At 32.1% G+C, this 20,395-nt stretch carries 15 protein-coding genes; 9 read left to right on the forward strand and 6 right to left on the reverse strand.

Annotated elements, in window-relative coordinates:
- Window positions 1-8: 8 nt before the first annotated feature.
- Complete coding sequence (locus LJY17_RS12360; protein ID WP_264544130.1) at window positions 9-2,822, reverse strand: TonB-dependent receptor; 2,814 nt, start codon at window positions 2,820-2,822, stop codon at window positions 9-11.
- Between the two features lie 134 nt (window positions 2,823-2,956).
- Here LJY17_RS12360 and LJY17_RS12365 point away from each other — a divergent pair, with 134 nt between their 5' ends.
- From LJY17_RS12365 to LJY17_RS12380, 4 genes are all read left to right on the forward strand, one after another.
- Window positions 2,957-4,063, forward strand: coding sequence for an endonuclease/exonuclease/phosphatase family protein (locus LJY17_RS12365; protein ID WP_264544131.1), 1,107 nt, complete (start codon window positions 2,957-2,959; stop codon window positions 4,061-4,063).
- A 58-nt stretch (window positions 4,064-4,121) separates the two neighbouring features.
- On the forward strand, window positions 4,122-4,649 hold the full coding sequence (locus LJY17_RS12370) for a 3-hydroxyanthranilate 3,4-dioxygenase (RefSeq protein ID WP_264544132.1): 528 nt from the start codon (window positions 4,122-4,124) through the stop codon (window positions 4,647-4,649).
- Between the two features lie 197 nt (window positions 4,650-4,846).
- Entirely contained in the window at window positions 4,847-6,400 is a 1,554-nt protein-coding gene (locus LJY17_RS12375; protein ID WP_264544133.1) for an aldehyde dehydrogenase family protein, read from the forward strand.
- Between the two features lie 347 nt (window positions 6,401-6,747).
- Window positions 6,748-10,506, forward strand: a complete 3,759-nt coding sequence (locus tag LJY17_RS12380) for a T9SS type A sorting domain-containing protein (RefSeq protein ID WP_264544134.1) — start codon at window positions 6,748-6,750, stop codon at window positions 10,504-10,506.
- A 128-nt stretch (window positions 10,507-10,634) separates the two neighbouring features.
- Here the strand turns inward: LJY17_RS12380 and LJY17_RS12385 are convergent, their stop codons facing one another.
- The 3 genes from LJY17_RS12385 to LJY17_RS12395 are packed head-to-tail and all read right to left on the reverse strand — an operon-like array spanning window position 10,635 to window position 12,476.
- On the reverse strand, window positions 10,635-11,207 hold the full coding sequence (locus LJY17_RS12385) for a PhnA domain-containing protein (RefSeq protein ID WP_264544135.1): 573 nt from the start codon (window positions 11,205-11,207) through the stop codon (window positions 10,635-10,637).
- A gap of 8 nt (window positions 11,208-11,215) precedes the next feature.
- The gene (locus LJY17_RS12390; RefSeq protein ID WP_264544136.1) at window positions 11,216-11,713 is read right to left on the reverse strand and encodes a DUF6646 family protein; all 498 of its coding nucleotides are present in this window, start codon (window positions 11,711-11,713) and stop codon (window positions 11,216-11,218) included.
- 37 nt (window positions 11,714-11,750) lie between these two features.
- Window positions 11,751-12,476: a metallophosphoesterase family protein gene (locus tag LJY17_RS12395; RefSeq protein WP_264544137.1), complete on the reverse strand. Its 726-nt coding sequence runs from the start codon at window positions 12,474-12,476 to the stop codon at window positions 11,751-11,753.
- A 193-nt stretch (window positions 12,477-12,669) separates the two neighbouring features.
- Here LJY17_RS12395 and LJY17_RS12400 point away from each other — a divergent pair, with 193 nt between their 5' ends.
- The 3 genes from LJY17_RS12400 (at window position 12,670) to LJY17_RS12410 (ending at window position 15,723) form a co-directional block, all read left to right on the forward strand.
- The gene (locus LJY17_RS12400) at window positions 12,670-12,939 is read left to right on the forward strand and encodes a membrane lipoprotein lipid attachment site-containing protein (RefSeq protein ID WP_264544138.1); all 270 of its coding nucleotides are present in this window, start codon (window positions 12,670-12,672) and stop codon (window positions 12,937-12,939) included.
- 64 nt (window positions 12,940-13,003) lie between these two features.
- The gene (locus LJY17_RS12405) at window positions 13,004-15,043 is read left to right on the forward strand and encodes a sensor histidine kinase (RefSeq protein ID WP_264544139.1); all 2,040 of its coding nucleotides are present in this window, start codon (window positions 13,004-13,006) and stop codon (window positions 15,041-15,043) included.
- An 11-nt stretch (window positions 15,044-15,054) separates the two neighbouring features.
- The gene (locus tag LJY17_RS12410) at window positions 15,055-15,723 is read left to right on the forward strand and encodes a response regulator (RefSeq protein WP_264544140.1); all 669 of its coding nucleotides are present in this window, start codon (window positions 15,055-15,057) and stop codon (window positions 15,721-15,723) included.
- A gap of 431 nt (window positions 15,724-16,154) precedes the next feature.
- Here LJY17_RS12410 and LJY17_RS12415 read toward each other — a convergent pair whose 3' ends face one another.
- Complete coding sequence (locus LJY17_RS12415; protein WP_264544141.1) at window positions 16,155-17,291, reverse strand: ATP-binding protein; 1,137 nt, start codon at window positions 17,289-17,291, stop codon at window positions 16,155-16,157.
- Window positions 17,292-17,398: 107 nt separating this feature from the next.
- On the reverse strand, window positions 17,399-18,268 hold the full coding sequence (locus LJY17_RS12420) for an aldo/keto reductase (RefSeq protein WP_264544142.1): 870 nt from the start codon (window positions 18,266-18,268) through the stop codon (window positions 17,399-17,401).
- Window positions 18,269-18,440: 172 nt separating this feature from the next.
- On the opposite strand from LJY17_RS12420, the gene LJY17_RS12425 reads away from it, so the two are divergent.
- Both LJY17_RS12425 and LJY17_RS12430 read left to right on the forward strand, forming a co-directional pair.
- Complete coding sequence (locus tag LJY17_RS12425) at window positions 18,441-19,445, forward strand: AAA family ATPase (RefSeq protein WP_264544143.1); 1,005 nt, start codon at window positions 18,441-18,443, stop codon at window positions 19,443-19,445.
- Between the two features lie 83 nt (window positions 19,446-19,528).
- Complete coding sequence (locus LJY17_RS12430; RefSeq protein WP_264544144.1) at window positions 19,529-20,395, forward strand: DUF58 domain-containing protein; 867 nt, start codon at window positions 19,529-19,531, stop codon at window positions 20,393-20,395.

Below are 20,395 nucleotides of genomic sequence, written 5' to 3' on the forward strand. Positions count from 1 at the left end.
TATGCTTTTTAGAAATTAATATAAACGTTAACGAAGTATGTTCTTCCGTAACCGTAAAAATATTTAGGAGCGAATGCAGGTGTGCCACTTGATACATCTTGATTTAACTCTCTAAAGTTTGCATTTCTTGCTTGTTCAAAACCTCCTGTTTTGTATTTAGTGTCAAATACGTTATTAACTGAAGCGAAGAATCCAAAAGTGTTTCCTGAAATTCTCCAAGATTTACCTCCTGTTAAATTTACTAAATAAAAGTCAGCAAATTTCTCTTGTTTTAATAATTCTGCCGCTCTTTCTTGAGTTGCTTCAGGAAAAGGATCTCCATTTGGATCCATTGGGTTTTTAAAGAAATTATCAGTTCTTAATAAAGAAGAAATATCTAAATAGTTATTTGCTAAATAGTTTCCGTTAGCTCCTATCCACCAGAATTTAGGATCTCTATATTCAATACCAAATGAAGCAGCAGTTTGCGGTCCACCAGCTAATCTGTATCCTTTTAAATGAGCTCTACCAAAATCAATAGTTGGATTAGTGTTTGTAGGAGAAGCTAAATTATCGTTATTAAGAGTTACATGAGGATCATTGTTATAAGTGTATTCTCCATAAGCAGCGTTTGCTGTTAGCTTAATAGTAGATGTAAGTTGGTATTCAATTCCTAACTCACCACCAATGTTTAATTTTTCAATATCAGTAACTGATTCTGCAACGAATGCATCACCACCATCACCACCATCATCGCCAAAAATACCTTCCCCAAAGAAGAATGAAGTTTCTGATGCGTTTTGGGTTTTTGAATAGTATCCTGTTAATCTTGACTTGAATTTAGGAGTTCTGATGATGTAACTAGCGTCAAAACTTGTTATTTTTTCGTTTTTAACACCTTCAAGAACATTATCATTTAATCTTGCATTAGGAAATACATCTCTTAAATTTGGAGCTTGAGTCATGTAAACTCCATTTAAGCTTAACATATGTTTTCCAGTAATTTTATAAACTAAACCTCCTTTGAAGCCAAAGTTTTCAAAAATTTGTTTATCACTTTGACCAAATGAATTTGTTGGGTACAATCCATTTCTGTATAAACCTTCTCTTCTGTATTCATTACGGCTATACGTTTGTGCTAAGTAAAAATCAATGATATTGTAGTTAAATTTGAATTGAGTAAACGCATTAAATGTGTTTGCCAATAAATTATAGTTATAACCAAAAGTATCTCCAACAACTACTTTTCTATTAGGGTTGTTTAAGTCAGATTGTTGTTCTGAACCACTTTGGAAATTATCATAATCTTTAAAATAATCACCACCTAATAAATCTAATAAGTTTTGGAAATTATGTGATTTTAATTTTCTAAAAGTTGCACCAGCATTTAAAGAAATATTATCTGCAACTTGTGAGTTTAAGATTGTATTTGCTACCCAAAGTTTATCATCTGTTCTGTCTTCATATAAAATATATGAACTATTTTTTTCAACACCATCAGGATTAGTGTTGGCTGCATACATTGCATCCCAGTTCAACTGTCTTTGAGTATAGAATCTTGCATTGTTTGCTAAAGCTATGTTTGCAGGATCATCACCTTGCCAATCAGAGTAATCAGATAAGCTATATCTTGAAGTGTAATAACTTGGTAAGTTTTGATAATAAGTAGGGTCAGGATTTCTAGCTCCTTGGTAGTCTATACGGCTATTTCCAATACTACCAGTTTGGTGCATCAAATTAGTGTTTAAGTTTGTTTTGTCAGTAATTTTCCAATAGTGACTTAACATTAAAATAGGTTCTTCTAATCTTTTAACACGAGAATTTCTTTTTTCTCCATTTTGTAAACCCCAATATGAGTTGTATTCAATTCCAGCAATTCTATTTACTTCATCTGAATTAGGAGAGTTTTTTCCTCTGCTATTTAACCCATAAATTGAAGTGAAGTTTAATGCATGTCTATCCCCAAGTTTCTTTTCAACACTTGCAAAAAATGAGTTCGCACTGTATGTTGTTCCTTCAAAATAACCTTCTTGAGCCCATCTTCTACTTGCTGAAACAACAAAAGCCCATCCATCTTTGTTAACACCTGAAGCATGTGTTCCCATCATTCTCCAGTTGTAGTTTGTGTTTGTTCCAGAAAATGAAATTCTTGAACCTGGTCTGTAAATTGAAGCACGTGTATTTATTTCTTGAGTTCCTAAAATACCACCAAAAGTGTAATCTGATGGAGCAGAACCCATAGTGAATTCTTGATTTCTAGTAGCATCATTTAAGCCACCCCAGTTACCCCATTGAGGTCTTCCATCATAAATTTTATTCATTGGAACACCATTAATCATAGTGCTAGCATACTGATTGTCAAGACCTCTAACTCTAAATCTAGCTTGACCCCAGTTAAAAGCTGCTGCTTGTTGAAAAGCATCACGTGAAGCTTGTAGTAAACCAGAAGTACTTTCTGATCCACTGTTGTCATCACCTAAATCATTTTCAGTAATAGTAACCAAACTAATTTGTTGTTCAGTTGTTTGAGAGTCATCTTCTAAAACAACAATTCCTAAATCAAGAATTTGATTTTTAACAACTTCAATTGGTAATAATTGCTCTTTATAACCATCACTTTTAATTTTTAGCAATTGGCTACCTACAGCAACATCTTTAAAAATAAATTTACCGTCAGCATCTGTTAACTGAGTTAAATTTGTGTTTTGAATTGATGCTACCACGTTACGTAATGGATTTTGTGTTTTAGCATCAATTACCTTTCCAGAAATTCCAGTAGGTTGCTGTGCAAAAACAAAAAAAGCATGCAATACAAAAATTGTACTTAAGACAAGTTTTTTCATAAATAAAATTAAATTAATTTACTTTTTCCTACCCATTTTTAAAAAGCAGGGCGACAAATGTACATTTTTTAATAATATTATTTACTTTTGGCGAGAAAATTGTAAATGATTTTACAAAAAAATAATGTAAATATATGAAAATTAGAACTTTTATTTGCCTGTTTATCATGGTGATAGGTTATTCCGCTTCAGCACAAAAAGCTAAACAATATGATGTGCGAACAGTGGCTTTTTACAACTTTGAGAATTTATTTGACACCATAAATGGACCAAATAATGATGAAGAATGGTTGCCTGATGGAGCGCAAAATTGGACAGGAAAAAAATATAAGAAAAAACTCGATAATTTAAGTCGTGTTTTGTCAGAAATTGGTACTAGTGATCAACAAAAAGCTTCTCCAGTATTAATAGGCGGATGTGAAATTGAGAATAGAGGAGTTTTAGAAGATTTGGTTAAGCACCCCAATTTAATTGATAAAGGTTATGGGATTGTACATTTTGACTCTCCAGATAAGCGTGGTATAGATGTTGCTTTATTATATCAAAAGAAACATTTTCAGCCTACAAGTTATGTAAATATACCTTTGTACATATACAATAAAAAGTCTTCATCTAAAGAGAAAAAAGATGAAGAAGAAAAAACAGATGATGCAGTTCAAGTTGATAATTCCACAAATAGAGTATTTACAAGAGATCAATTATTAGTAACTGGATTATTAGATGGAGAAGAGATAAATATTATTGTGAATCACTGGCCATCTCGTTCTGGAGGTGAGAAAAAAAGTAGTCCTTTCCGTGAGGCAGCTGGAAGATTAAATAGACAAATTATTGACTCTATCATTAAAATTAAACCTAATGCTAAATTTATTACAATGGGAGATTTAAATGATGGATCATATAATAAAAGTGTAAAAGTTGAACTAGGTGCAAAACTTAAAAAAACCGAGTTAGAAGTGCCTAGAGATATTTATAACCCATTTGAACAAATGTTTAAAGAAGGTAACGCAACACTTTTCCATAGAGATGCAGGTGATATTTTTGACCAAATCATGGTTTCTGAACAATTTGTCAAAGCTAACTATACTTCATGGACATATTGGAAAGCGGGAATTTATAATAAATCCTACTTGATTCAAAAGGAAGGTCAATATAAAGGTTATCCCCTTCGACACACAGCGAATGAAGTTGGATTTAGTGATCACTTCCCAGTTTACATTTACTTGATAAAAGAATTTAAATAATAACTAATCCCGATTCGTTCGGGATTTTTTATTTTATAACTTTACTTAAAAAAAAGTCATGTCAGTAAAAAAACCATTCAACCTTAATAAATGGATTGAAGAGAATAGGCACCTTCTTAAACCGCCAGTTGCAAACAAGAATTTATATGTAGAATCGGACGATTATATTGTGATGGTTGTTGGCGGACCGAATGCCCGCAAAGATTATCATTATAACGAGACCGAAGAATTGTTTTACCAACTTGAAGGTGAAATCATTGTCAACATTCAGGAAAATGGAGAAAAAAAATCAATGAAACTTTCGGCTGGCGATATGTATCTTCATCCTGCAAAAGTCCCACATTCACCAAATCGTACCGAAGGTTCCATAGGTTTGGTTATAGAGCGTAAAAGAACCGAAGGGAAAGATGGTCTGCTTTGGTTTTGTGATAATTGCAATCATAAATTACATGAAGTCTATTTTGGTTTAAACGATATCGAAAAAGATTTTCTACAACACTTCAAGGATTTTTATACATCCGAAGAAAAAAGAACTTGCACTAAATGTGGTACATTAATGGAAACCGATTCTAGATTTATTAAGTAGCAATTTCCTGCTTTACACTTTAGTTTTTTTATAAATAGCAACAATTGTTGATGATAACAAGAGCTCCAGTTATCGCTTTGTAATCACCACAATTGCAAACTATTTATTTCAAAAAGCTATCGTTGCAATTAGGGCTAAATATTCGAAAAAAAACATACATTTGCACAAATATAACAAAACAAGAAAAAAAAGTTACAATGTCAACAATAGCTCAACAATTCGGAATGACCGAAGCATTAAAAGCATTAGGAATTAAAGAAATTAACGACGGAACTTCAACAGGTTCAAATAGTTTTTCTTCGGGAGAAATTATTGAAAGTTATTCACCAGTTGATGGTCAATTAATTGGAAAAGTAAAAACAACTACGCGTGCAGACTACGAAAAAGTAATAAAAAGTGCTGAAGAAGCTTTCAAAGTTTTCAGAGCAATGCCAGCACCACAACGTGGAGAAATTGTACGTCAGTTTGGAAATAAATTAAGAGAATTAAAAGAACCTCTTGGGAAATTAGTTTCTTACGAAATGGGGAAATCTTTACAAGAAGGTTACGGTGAAGTTCAAGAAATGATAGACATCTGTGATTTCGCAGTTGGTTTATCGCGTCAATTAAACGGACAAGTTATTCCATCTGAGCGTCCAGGTCACGTTATGCGTGAGCAATGGCACCCAATCGGAATTGTTGGAATCATTTCTGCTTTCAACTTCCCAGTAGCGGTTTGGTCTTGGAATACAGCTTTAGCATGGATTTGTGGTGACGTTTGTGTATGGAAAGGTTCTGAAAAAGCACCAATTTGTACTATCGCTTGTCAAAACATTATTGCTGAAGTATTAAAAGCAAATAATTTACCAGAAGGAATTTCTTGTATTGTAAACGGAGATTATAAAGTAGGTGAAATGATTACTACAGATACTAGAATTCCATTAGTTTCTGCTACAGGTTCTACAAGAATGGGAAGAATCGTGGGTGCTAAAGTAGCAGAGCGTTTCGGAAAATCTTTATTAGAGTTAGGTGGAAACAATGCAATCATTATCACACCAACTGCCGATTTAAAAGTTGTGGTTCCGGGAGCAGTTTTCGGAGCGGTTGGTACAGCTGGACAAAGATGTACATCTACTCGTAGATTAATTATCCACGAATCAGTATATGATACTGTTCGTGACGCTATTGTTGGTGCGTATGGACAAATCAAAATTGGTAATCCATTAGATGAAAAAAACCATGTTGGTCCACTTATCGATACAGATGCAGTAAATACTTACTTAGCGGCAATTGAAAAAGCAAAAGCTGAAGGAGGAAAAGTATTAGTTGAAGGAGGTGTTTTAACTGGCGAAGGATACGAATCAGGATGTTATGTAAAACCAGCTATCATTGAAGCAGAAAATCATTTTGAAATTGTACAACACGAAACATTTGCGCCAATTTTATATTTAATGAAATATAGTGGTGAAGTTGAAAATGCTATTGAATTACAAAATGGTGTTGCTCAAGGTTTATCATCATCAATAATGACAAACAGCATGAAAGAGGCAGAAAAATTCTTGTCATTCGCAGGTTCTGACTGTGGTATCGCTAACGTAAACATCGGAACTTCTGGTGCAGAAATTGGTGGTGCTTTTGGTGGTGAAAAAGAAACTGGTGGAGGACGTGAGTCGGGATCAGATGCTTGGAAAGTATACATGAGAAGACAAACAAATACAGTGAACTATTCAGATCAATTGCCTTTAGCACAGGGAATTAAATTTGATTTGTAATATAGAAATCATACATTATATCTAAAAGCAACCTGAAAAGGTTGCTTTTTTTATTTTCTAAGTTTAAAGCTATCTTTTTTGAAATAAAAAAGTCATTCGTCGAGTTTAGAAACCTTTAATCGAAAACTCAACATAAAAACATTTTTTGTTTAACGAAATGATTAATTTAGTTCTGTAAAACAAATACCACAACCCAATTTTTGGAAATCTATTCTAAAAAAACAGAATAAAATTGCGGCATGGGAATGCATTAGTTTTCACAATTTACATCTGTTAGGCTACAAACACTTCTTTTTAGAATAGAGTAATTTTCAACCTTTTTATTTTACTAATCAAAGAAATAGACTATGAGAAAAATTACTTTCTTTCTAGTATTGCTATGTGGTATTTTTTTGGGTTATGGTCAAGATTGTAGTATCCAAAAAATATTGTCAAACGATATTTCAATATGCTCAGGGCAAGGAACAACAATATCATTATTTAGCAGTGAATCAGGTGTTTCATATCAACTTAGAGATGCCTCAAATAATCCAGTAGGTCTTCCAGTTGTTGGGAACGGTGGTACTATTAATTTTTCAGCATCACCTATAACAACAACTACATACAATGTGAAAGCGACTTTATGCCCTTCAGCTTATCTTGATACAGTAACCGTAGCAGTTTTTCAACCTTCTTTAGGAGGAACCGTAACAGTTTCTGCAGTTGGTGTAACTCCTCTTGTAACTGTAAATACAATATGCCATTTAGGAAGTGGTTGGTTGTATTTAAGTGGTCATACAGGAAGTGTTATTCGTTGGGAGAGTTCAATAGATGGCGGAAATACATGGGCAGCAATTTCAAACACAGCAGCGAGTTATAATTATATAGCTTTAAATGATACAACCATTTTTAGAGCAGTTGTTCAAAACGGGACGTGTGGAATTGCCTATTCAAGTACTTCTGTAGTAGTCGTAATACCTAATATAAAGCCTACTGTGGTAGCGATGCCAGGAACAATTTGTGCCGGCGAAAGTTCAACATTAACGGCATTAAGTGGTTATGCAACAAGTCAAGGAGTGGCAACTGGTGGTGCATTTAGTTATGCTAATCCTGAAGGTTGGGAAGTTGATGGAAATACTAATGGATTGAATGCAGGTGGTAGTAATGTAAAACCAACTGGTTTTAGATTAACAACTTCAAATTCAGGAACATATTCAGGAACAACATATACATCAACAGGAAAATTTGCTATAGCACACGGAGCAATTGATTCAGAGCTTGAAACACCAATATTCAACAGTTTTGGATTGGCTACATTTACAATTCAATTTAACCATGCTTTTAATTTAACAACTGGTGCTACCGCAAAGGTTTGGTTATCTCTTGATGGAGGCAATACATATAATATCCTTTTATCAAGTTATACAGGGGCTATGATTAGAACTCCATACAATAACTTTCCTCAAGAAATTATTAACCTGAATAATTATATAGGACAACCTAATTTGAGAGTGAAATTTAGTTTTCATGGATTGTTGAACAGTTCATGGGCAATTGATAATATAGGGATTCCTCAAACGCCAACAGGCCTAACAACGCAATGGCTCGATCAAAATGGTAATGTTTTGGTGTCTACAAGTTCTGTAAGTTCAGTAATGATAGTAACTCCTCCAGTTACAACTACCTATTATGTGGTTTCATATATTAATGGGTGTACAAGTTATGGACCAGAAGGGACAGCAGAAATAAAAGTTACAGTTAGACCAAGACCAACTGCATCTATAGGTTCTTCGCAGATTGTTTGCTTAGGTGACAGTGCTTCTTTAAGTATTGCACTTACTGGAACTGCTCCATGGAATATTACTTATACTAATGGTTCAACAAGTACAACAGTTACCACATCAAGTAATCCGTATAATTTTGTAGTACCTAATTTACTTGCAAATGTTACTTATTCTGTAACAGCACTAAGTGATAAAAATTGTACTGCTAAACCAGCAGATTTGGTAGGAAGTGCTGTCTTATCTGTATTGAATGGAACAAAAGGTCTTTGGACAGGAGTTCAAAGTACAGATTGGTTTGATTGTAAAAATTGGGCAGGTGGTGTGCCAACTACGGTTGATGACGCTGTGATTCCTAATGGTAGTGTGAGAATGCCTATAATTGATAGAAATAGTATTTATGCTCCAGAAGATAAAATTGCTATTTGTAGAGATTTAATAATAGGAAATACTGCTTCTCTTACTATGTTAGGCACTTCTTTATTACATGTTAAAAGAGATTGGAAAAATAGCGGTGCTTTCACTCCAGGTCAAGGTACGGTAACGTTTAACGGAGAAGGAATTAATCAAGTGCAATTGATAAATTCGGGGATAAAGTTAAATGAGACATTTTATAATCTTACCTTGAATAGCTTGGATAATGCTAAAGGAATTAATTTATCTAACAACTTTCAATTAACAGTAGCTAATCTACTAACATTAACTAGCGGAATTTTAAGATTAACAGACGAAGCTCAATTAGTACAGTTAGGTGATGTGGTAAACCCAATTGAAGGGACTGGTAAACTTTTAAGAGATCAACAAGGGAAGAAAAGTAGTTTTCATTATAATTATTGGTCTTCACCAGTTAGTTTGGATGGAATAAATTACACTGTGTCAGGTGTTTTAAGAGATGGAACAGATGCTACGACAAATCCATACAATCCGGGAATAATTTCTTTTGGAGATGCTGCTACTTATGCTGATGGAGTAATTTCTAATCCAATTAAAATTAGCAATAGATGGATTCATAAGTTTACTTTAGCTAGTACAAATTATTATTCTTGGCAAAGAGTAGGCAGCACTGGAAATATAAAAATTGGAGAAGGATATACTATGAAAGGTGTAACAGGAACTGCTACGGTTTCAGATATCCAAAACTATGTGTATTCGGGAAAACCTAATAATGGAATTATAAATTTATCCATAGGTTTAAACCAAAGTTATTTAATAGGGAATCCTTATGTTTCTGCACTAGATGCTAATGAGTTTATTTTAGATAATATGAGAGACAGTGGGGGGAGAGCTTCAGGAAATAGATTTAATGGAGCCTTGTATTTCTATGATAATTTTGCAGGTAATTCTCACTACTTAGCTAATTACGTGGCAGGTTATGCAACTTATACATTAATGGGTGGTGTTGTCGCTATTTCTAATGATCCAATGATTAATAATAATGGTTCAGGAGGCATAAAAGTACCTCAAAGATACATTCCAGTAGGACAGGCCTTTTTTATTAATTCTAATGTTGACCCTGGCTTGATAGCAAATAATCCAAATTTAGCTGGAGCGATTACCGGAGGAAGTATTATATTTAAAAATTCACAAAGAACCTTCAAAACAGAAGCATCAGGTCAATCAGTATTTTTCAAATCATCAAATAATAGTTCTAATCAAGTTATAGAAGATGTTAGGCCAAAAATTAGATTACAGTATGATTCACCGTCAAATATGTATAGACAATTATTAATTGGTGCAGATGCAAATGCAACTATGCAATATGATTTTGGATTTGATGCAGTGATGGTCGATGTTAATCCAGATGACATATATTGGAGTCTTAGTGGAGCAAAACTGGTAATTCAAGCCGTTCCTGATTTTAATAGTAGTCAAGTAATACCATTGGCTTTAAAAATTACAAATCAAGGGAATAATGTTATCAAAATAGCTTCCTTAGAAAACATTGCTGCAGATCAAGAAATTTATCTTTTTGATGAAGTAACCAGAGTGTACCACAATTTAAGAAGTGCAGATTTTTCTATAGCTCTTCCTGCAGGGGAATATAATAATAGATTTTCAATTCGTTTTAGTAATCAGGCTCTTACTGTTGACGATTATGAGTTGGGCGAAGGAGTTGCGGTTTTTTATAGTGATGATTATTTAAAAATAAAAAATCAGCGTTATGATGTTAGAGTAGAAAATGTACAATTGTTTTCAATACTTGGGCAAAAAGTTTTCGAACAAAAAATAACAAATCAGGATCAAACCAATATGCAGTTTTCTGTGAGTGGATTAAGTTCAGGTACTTATATTGTAAAAACTAAAACGGATAATGGAATATTGAGCAAAAAAATAATTATAGAATAAGTAACACGATTATAAATTTGGGTTTAAAAAAAAGCGACACCTTTTAAGGTGTCGCTTTTGCGCTAGGGATAGAGGCAAGTACCTTGTGCAGCTGATAGCCCGACCATGCCTTGGGCGTGGGAACGCCATTATTTTGTTTTTTTAACGTATTGTGTCAATATTACGATGTGTTGTCCTTCAACTCTGCCTTCAATTTGGTCAGGATTATCCCAAACAAGCTTAATGTTGTGAACAGCAGCACCACGTTTGGCAGTAAAATTTGCTCCTTTTACATCAAGGTCTTTAATTAAAACTACTGAATCGCCATCTAGCAGAATATTTCCGTTGGAGTCTTTGTGAATTATCTTTCCTTCATCATCATTGTCTTCACCAGTCGCTTTTGCCCATTCTAAAGCCTCTTCGTCTAGATACATCATATCTAATAAATCATTCTTTTTTAAACGGGTTAGCATACGCCATGAAACAATTTGAACAGGAAGATTTTCATTCCACATACTATCAGAAAGGCAATGCCAATGATTTGCATCTGTAGTTTCAGGGTTTTCAATTTGATTGATACATGTTGTACAGGCTAAAATTGATTGTTCCAAACTTTCGGTTGCGTTTGGAGCAACATTAAAGACTTTTAAATCGTGCTGATTACCACACAATTCACAAGAAGAATTACTTCTGTCTTTTAATTTTTTTTCAATAACACTCATCTCAGGTATTATAAGTTAAATGACATTCCAACGCTTGCGTTGAATTGATTGTTATAGTGGCCATAAAGACCAGGGGTTGAATCGTATTTGGCGATTGGAAGAGCAAATTCAGTATATACACCAAAACCATCTGTAAAGAAATATCTTGCACCTAAGTGTGCTCCAAAATTTCTTAGACCTAAGTCTAAACCAGGATAAACATCAAATTTTTCATCTACGTTTATTACATTTCCTAGATTGGCATTAAAACGAGCTCTAATATCTGCTCTGTCTCCAAATTTAGGCTTTTCATCTAAGATCTTGTTTGCTGACAACATATAAGTTGCCTGAAAACCAAAGGACATGTTTTCTCCAATCCCGAAATCAACAGTTGACGTTATTCCAGTACCACCATCTTGTATGTTAGCTCCAACTTGAAACTTAGTGTCTCCTTTTCCCTTATATGCTTGTGCGTTAACAAAAAAAGCTGAAACAAGTAGTGAAACTATAAAAAGTATCTTTTTCATTGTTAAATAAATTTTGCGCAAATATACTAACTAAACTTTAATTTCTCCCCATTTCGTTTGGGTAGAGTTTATATACAGGATCGCTTTGCCAATACTCTTTAGAGTCAATATCCATTATAGTCAACGGCCCTTTAAATGCAGCTCCAGTATCAACGTTCCAAACATTGGCTTTATTTATTGGAATCATCTCATTTATTTGTGTTACAGGTGTGTGACCTATGTATATTTCTTTGTAAACAGAAAATCTTTTAGGATAAAATGGAGAGTCTTTTTTTATGGAAGGATCTAATGAAAGAGCCATTTCCCATAAAGTCCTGTCCCAGTATAACATTCTTGGAAAATGTTCTGCAGTAACTCCCTTAAGATTTGTAAAACCAGCATGAACAAATAATCTATTTTGTTCATCAAGATGATAATTTTTTAACGACAAAAGAAATTCGATGTGACTTTCTTTTGTTTTTTGATTTACAGAAGCATAGGCTTTAACCGTTGATTCACCTCCGTGATTATACCACATAGGGTTGTCATGATTGTTTTGTAACCAGTGTAAAACTAATTCGTCATGATTGCCACGTAAAAAAATACAATTTTTTTGTATCTTTAGAGAAATCATAAAATCCACTAGGTCAGGAGATTCACTCCACCCATCCAGATAATCGCCTAAGAAAATTAAAGTGTCTGTTTGTGATACGTTAGCTTTTTCCAGAACTTGTTTTAAAGCCCTGAGAGCACCATGGATATCACCAATAACGAGTGTTCTCATCAAAAGAGTTTAGAAAATTAAATTTACGAAAAATGCATTAAAGAAAAATGCTTTTCTGGATCATTTTCTAAAAAAATATTTTAACAAAATATACGGAAAAACCGTAAAATTTAAATTTCCAAGGGTTATAATTTTGATAAAATTATAAATATAAACCCAAAGAAATTGTTAAATATTTTAAAACTGAAAAGTTATGAAAAAGATCGTGTCACTTATAGTTCTTGTTGTTTTTGTAGCATCATGTTCGAATGATGAAAATGAAGAAATTCTTAATAATGAGATTAAGAAAATAGAAGCTAAGGCTGCTGCTTCAAAGTCTGATTATTTAGCTAAAGATGGTGAAGTTGTTTCATCTAGTACAGGTACTGATACACTTGCTCCACCACCGCCAATTTATTCTGACCCTAAAGGATTTTGTGAAGAATGTGATATTGATCCACCAAAAGGGGGAACAAAACCATAATTCGTTAATTTTTATTTGAATATATATTGTAAGTTTGTGAGTATTTATGTCACAAATTGTGAAGTTGAAATTTTTATTTTATAAAATTTTAGTCATTGTATTGCTTTCATCCTGTAATTCAAAAAATGATAATCAGGAAGAAAGCAATTTGGCAGTTGTAGAAATAGATGGTTTATTGAGTAATGCAAATGATTATTCCAAAACTAAGGAGGAAAGATATAAGTTAACTCAAAAAGTTCACAAGATTTTAGATAATTATCCAAATTCCCAGAAAGGAAGAGAATATTTTTTTAAACTGGCTGGCAGATACTATAATATAGAAAAGTATGAGGATTATCATGAAGTTTCAAAAGATGTTTATAAAATGTCTCTTGCTGCACAAGATAGTACAAACATTGCGAGAGGATTAAATTATATTGGAGATTATTTTTACGAAAAATTTATTACCGATAGTGCTTACTACTATTATAGCAAGTCTGAGAAGGTTTACGATAAAATTAGAAACAGTGAAGGCTCTAATACTGTCAAGTTTGCAAAAGCAAGAATTTTGTTTTTTGAGAAAGATTTTGCAGGAAGTGAAACTGTTGTTGTAGAAATTTTAAAGTCTGCTATACAAGAAAAAAACTATAGATTAGTGTACGAGTGTTACTTAACTTTAGGTAACATTTTAGAAGGAGTAAGTAATTTTTCAGAGTCTGAGAAATATTACAATAAGGCTTTTAAAACAACTGACTTTTTGAAAGAAGAACTCCAATATCAACTTTTAAGAGCTCAAATTTATAACTACTTAGGAATTTTATATACTAAAAAAGGAGAGTATCAATTAGCAATAAAGTATTTACAACAAGCATTACAATTTACGGATTTTAAAATATCTGAACCAATATTATATTCTAATTTATTGAACAACTTAGGATATGCCATGGTGAAATCTTCAAGTGTTAAAGCTGAAAAATTCCTTTTAAAAGCTTATAAGATAAGAGATAGTTTAGATTATGGTCCAGGTATAGTAACAAGTAAAATGAGTATTTCAGAATATAATTTATTAAAAAAAGATACTTTACTTGCGATTGAAAACTCTAATTTTTCAAGAGAAAAAGCGCATAAATTAAAATTGTTTGATGATGAACTGAAAGCGATTGGTTTACTTTCCAAAATTGATAAAAAAAATAAAGTTCAACACATGGAACGCTATGTGGCTTTAACAGATAGTTTACATAATCAAGAAAGAATTACTAGAAATAAATTTGCGAGAATAGAATTTGAAACTGATGAAATAATAACAGAAAAAAATGTTATTGAAGAAGAAAAAGACGAGATTTCTAAGCAAAGATGGACCATATTAGGCCTAAGTTTGATTGCATTTTTATTTGGTTTCATGATTTATACAAATAGATTACAAAGCGCAAAAAATAGGGAGTTATTGCTTGAACAAGAGCAACAAAAGGCAAATGAAGAAATTTATCAATTAATGTTGGATCAAAACAACAGGATTGATGAAGGAAGGCAAGCAGAGAAAAAAAGAATTGCGCAAGAATTACATGATGGAATAATGAGTAAATTAACAAGTACAAGGTTAAATTTATTTATTTTGTCAAAAAAGAATGATGAAGAAACTATTAAAAAATGCATAACTCATATTGATGGAATTCAAGAAATTGAAAAAGAAATTAGAGCTATTTCACATGATTTAAATAGAGACATATTTGCAGCAAAAGATAGTTTTAAAGCAATTATTCAAGCTCTTTTCGAAAATCAAAAAAGTATATCAGATGCTAACTATTCCGTCGAAATCGATGATTCTATTTCATGGGAAAATATAGATAGTCCAACCAAAATGCATTTGTATAGAATTTTCCAAGAATCACTTCAAAACATTTACAAATATGCAAAAGCTAAAAATGTTTTGGCAGTAATTAATAAAGTCGATAATCAAATTAATATTGAAATAAAAGATGACGGACAAGGATTTGATGTAAAAAAATCTAAAGAAGGAATAGGATTAAAAAACATGAATGCTCGAATAGCATCAATCAACGGAACAATTAATTTTGAATCTGAGAAAGGAAAAGGAACTAAAATTAAAATAAATATACCCGCCTAAATAATTATAAAGTGTCAGAAAAAATAAAAATTTTAATGATTGATGATCACCCTTCAATGATTGAAGGGTATAAGATTATACTTTCATATAATGATCTCGGATATGAAATAGAAACCACATCCGCATTTAATTGTAAAGATGCATATGATATAATAACAAATCCAAGCAAAAAAGATTATTTTGATATTGTTTTTTTAGATTACAGTCTACCGTCATACGAAGAAAAAAATATCGTTAACGGAGAAGATTTAGCCTTGTTAGTTAAGAAATATAGTCCTTCAACAAAAATTGTGATATTAACATCACACATTGAAACACTTATATTATATAACATTATAAAAAAAGTCGATCCAAATGGATTATTGGTAAAAAGTGATTTTACGGCAGAAGAACTCTTAAAAGCTTTTGAGGCAATTATTAACAATGAGATTTATAATAGTGCAACGGTAAAAGCAAGTTTAAAAGAATTGCTTTCTAAAGATAATTATTTAGACGATTTTAATCGTCAAATGTTAACATTGTTATCGCAAGGTATTAAGACGAAAAATTTGCCACAACACATGAATTTATCCATGAGTTCTATAGAAAAAAGGAAGGTTCAAATAAAGCTTTATCTAGGAATTGAAAAAGGAACTGATGAAGATGTTATTCGAGAAGCTAAAAAGCGAGGTTTGATTTGAATTTTATAATTAACAAAAAGTACGGAGAATCCGTACTTTTTTTGCTTTACATCAAACTATTTTTGTTTGCTAAAGTCTCTTATCTGCCTATGAAAAATTTTTTACCTAATTCCTTTACCTATTTCAAATTAGACTTGCTGTTAACAACATTAGGATTATCAATTTTTTTTATGTTGATCATTAACCTAATAATCACCTTTTTTTCTATTCAAGATTTAATTAAGTATACTGATTTAGACGAGTTTTCATTAGCAGTAAAAGATGGTTACTATTATGTAAATAACTATAAAATAGAAGCTCCATTTATATTTAATATTTTTGGGATAGTTTTTCTCTGGATTATTATGATATGGCATACTTTAAAAACAGTTAATAAAACAATAGCTACTTTTTTAATATGATAGAATTTATAATTTTTATTGTACAGACTATTAGTTGTCATATTTCATTTTTCTTAAAACTCTTAGGGCTTCTTTAAAACTTTCGTAGACTTGAGGATAAGGTTTTAGATAATTTTTAGAGTCAATTAATCTTTGTTTGGCATTTTCAAATCCGTTTAAGTAGCATACCATAAACGACGAAGGTAATTGTTGTAAATCTTTGAGTTCTCTATCATTTAATTCCATGCCTTTCTCCATTTTGGCAATTAAAGCTTTATTTGAGTTATAAATATGATGCAACATTTTTTTATTGTATTGAGGAGGTACAAATAGCATCTCATTTTCGATTTTATAATAGCCATTATCAAAGAAAGTTATGATGACTTTTTCTAATGGATAATAACTGGTTTTGTCATTTAAACCCAATGGAATATATTCCGTAATAATAAAATCACTATCATTATATTCTATGGTTACTTCATCTTGAGCCGAATAAAAAAGCTTTATTTGTTCGTTGACTAATTCAATGTCAACCCTAGATAAATAAGTAATATCGCGAACCTTTTTTTTATTTCCAGCCCAACAAACCACAAAAAGTTCTTTAAATACTTTGTGCTTTGTATCCATATCCTTATGACGAACATTTATAAAATCTAAAACACCATCAAGGGTATGAGCAATACTGTTTCTGGAATTGTTTTCAATGCTTATAACCGCTTCAATATTTTGTTTTGAAAAAGGAATTTTATCCTCAGTTGGGATGGTATTGCTGCCAACCCTAATAAAAGTACTATTGGCTAAAATGGTGTGAATCCCTTTTTTAAAGTAAGCCGTTTTATGATTTGGTTTAATAGTTACCAATCCTACAACCTTATCTTTAGGTAGATTTGGAAATGGAATGTTTTCATATTGAATTTTAGGAGGATTTTCTAAAAAAGCATTTACTAGGTTTTGTATTCTGCTATCATCAAAAAAATCATCACCAACAATCTCGTTGGTTTCATCTTCAACCCCTACAACGATATAAGAATTATTGTTAGGATTAGAATTAGAAAGGGCACAAATATGTTTTAAAAATTTTCCTTTCCCTTCTCTGCTATGCAGGTTAAGTTGGCGTTTTTTATCATAAAAACTATTCTCGTCGTTATGGGCAAGTAGGTTTTTAATAAGCAGACGTTTGTTAATCATTTAGAGCAGGATTTGAACACTAAATTACATTTTTTGACGTTAATAAACCATTAATTTTTAATCCCAAAACTATAAAAATGGATTAAATAAAACAGATAAGTTTTTATCTATGGAACCTTTGTTCCCATGCTTTCAGTCCAAATTCTAAACCAATCTTCTAAATCCATTTTTAGATTAATGGCCTTCATGGCATTTTTTATTCTTTCAGGATTTGTGGTGCCTATAACCGGTAATATCCCTGATGGATGTTGTAAAATCCATGATAATAAAATTACATCTTCATCTGTATTATATTTTTTAGAAAGATCTTTTAGTAAAGTTTTTAATCTTTGAGTTTGGTCGTTCTCTTCTTTAAAAATACTTCCTAACGGATTCCAACACATAGGGGCTATATCATGAATTTGCATAAAATCTAAACTTCCGTCAGTCATTGCTTCATGGTGTGTAGCAGAAAACTGGATTTGATTATAATCAACCTTAATTTTTCGCTGAATTAATTGAGTTTGAGAATTGGTAAAATTTGATAACCCAAAGCTTTTTATTTTTCCTTGTGTTTTTAGTTTTTCAATAGCATTTGCAATTTCATCAACAATCATTAAAGGGCTGGGTCTGTGTAAAAGAAGTACGTCTAGATAATCAGTTTGAAGGTTTTTTAATGAATTTTCTACACTCCAAATGATATATTCTTCCGAATAATCATAGTGTTTAATATCATAATTCCTATTTTCAGAAATATATTTAATCCCACATTTCGAAATTAATTGAATCGCAGAACGATCTATTTTACTTTCTGAAAAAGCCTTTCCAAAATCTTCTTCAGTGGTATGTCCGCCATAAATATCTGCATGATCAAAAGTCGAAATTTGTTCTTGCAGACAAGTTTCCATTAATGAAATAATTCCTTTAATGTCAAGATTTTTGCCCCATTTTCCCCAAGTCATGGTGCCGGCAATAATAGGCGATAAATTTGGTTTCAAACTGATTTGAATTAGTAGTTCTTAAAATTTGTCAAATATAATCCTAAACAAAGCTTAAAAATAACCTATTTCTTTAACATTTAACTGATTATTAACAGCATCAATCTAATTTAATTTTCAATTTGCATCGTATTAATTGAAATGTTAATTTCACGCCTTAAAAAATACAACAATGGAAGAAAATACAACGACTTTAGATATTAGAGCCATTAATGAAAAGATTGAACGCGAAAGTGCTTTTATTGATCTTCTTACTATGGAGATGAATAAAGTAATTGTGGGTCAAAAACATATGATTGAACGTTTGCTTATTGGGCTTTTGGGTCAGGGTCATATTTTACTTGAAGGAGTTCCAGGATTAGCAAAAACTTTAGCTATCAATACATTGTCACATGCGGTTCATGGTAGTTTTAGTCGTATTCAGTTCACACCAGATTTATTACCTGCTGATGTCGTGGGTACGATGATTTATAATATTAAGCAAAACGAATTCACTATAAAAAAAGGACCAATCTTTGCAAATTTCGTTCTTGCAGATGAGATTAACCGTGCTCCCGCAAAGGTACAATCTGCACTTTTAGAGGCGATGCAAGAAAAACAAGTAACAATTGGTGATACTACCTTTAAGTTAGAAAAACCTTTCTTAGTATTAGCAACACAAAATCCTGTAGAACAAGAAGGAACATATCCATTGCCAGAAGCTCAGGTAGACCGTTTTATGCTTAAAACTGTTATCGATTATCCTAAAATGGAAGACGAACGTTTGGTAATTCGTCAAAATTTAAATGGAGGTTTCGAAAAAGTAAATCCAGTAGTTTCAATCGATCAAATTTTACGTGCTCAGCAAGCTGTCCGCGAAGTATACATGGATGAAAAAATTGAGAAATATATTTTAGACATAATTTTTGCTACTCGTTATCCAGAAAAATATAAGTTGGATTCATTAAAGCCTTTAATTAGTTTTGGGGCATCACCACGTGGAAGCATTAACTTGGCAAATGCTGCAAAATGTTATGCTTTTATAAAGCGTCGCGGGTATGTAATTCCTGAAGATGTACGTGCTGTTGTACATGATGTATTACGTCACCGTATTGGAATTACTTACGAAGCAGAAGCTGAAAATATTACTTCTGTTGAAATCATTAATAAGATTGTAAACGAAATTGAAGTGCCTTAATTCAGTTTTTAGCAATTAGCCTTTAGCAGTCAGCATAATTCTGATTACTAATGGTTAATGGCTAATGACTAATAGCAAAAAAAATGGATACCAAGGAATTACTTAAAAAAGTTCGAAAAATTGAGATAAAAACCCGAAGATTGAGTGATCATATCTTTTCGGGAGAGTATCATACGTCTTTTAAAGGACGAGGGATGACTTTTTCAGAAGTTCGTCAGTATCAGTTTGGGGACGATGTGCGTGCTATCGACTGGAATGTTACAGCACGTTATAACGAACCTTATGTAAAAGTTTTTGAGGAAGAAAGAGAGCTTACCATGATGCTTATGGTAGACATTTCTGGTTCGGAAAGCTTTGGTACCAAAAACCAATTAAAAAGTGAGATCGTTACTGAAATTGCAGCAACATTAGCATTCTCTGCAACTCAAAATAATGATAAAATAGGGCTGATTCTATTCTCAGATCAAATAGAACTATATATTCCTCCTAAAAAAGGAAAATCTCATGTGTTGCGAATTATTCGCGAATTAATCGAGTTTTCACCAAAAAGTAATAAAACCAATATTTCACAAGCATTACAGTTCTTATCGGCAACTCAGAAAAAGAAAGCTATCGTGTTTATGATTTCCGATTTTATTGCTGATGATGATTATGAGAAAACTTTGAAAATTGCTAGTAAAAAACACGACATCACAGGTGTTCGAGTGCATGATATTCGTGAAGAGAAGATGATCAATGTAGGACTGGTTGCTATGCAAGATGCTGAGTCAGGTGCAACACAATGGATAAATACAGGTTCAAAAAGTGTTCGTTTACAATATGAGAAGTATTACAATGACAAGGTTACCTATTTTAAAGAAATCTTTTCAAAATGTGGCTCTGGTACCGTAAATACTAGAGTGGATGAAAGCTATGTAATGAAACTTTTAGGATATTTTAAATCGAGATAG

Source organism: Flavobacterium hankyongi (genome assembly GCF_036840915.1).
Taxonomy (GTDB): Bacteria; Bacteroidota; Bacteroidia; order Flavobacteriales; family Flavobacteriaceae; genus Flavobacterium; species Flavobacterium hankyongi.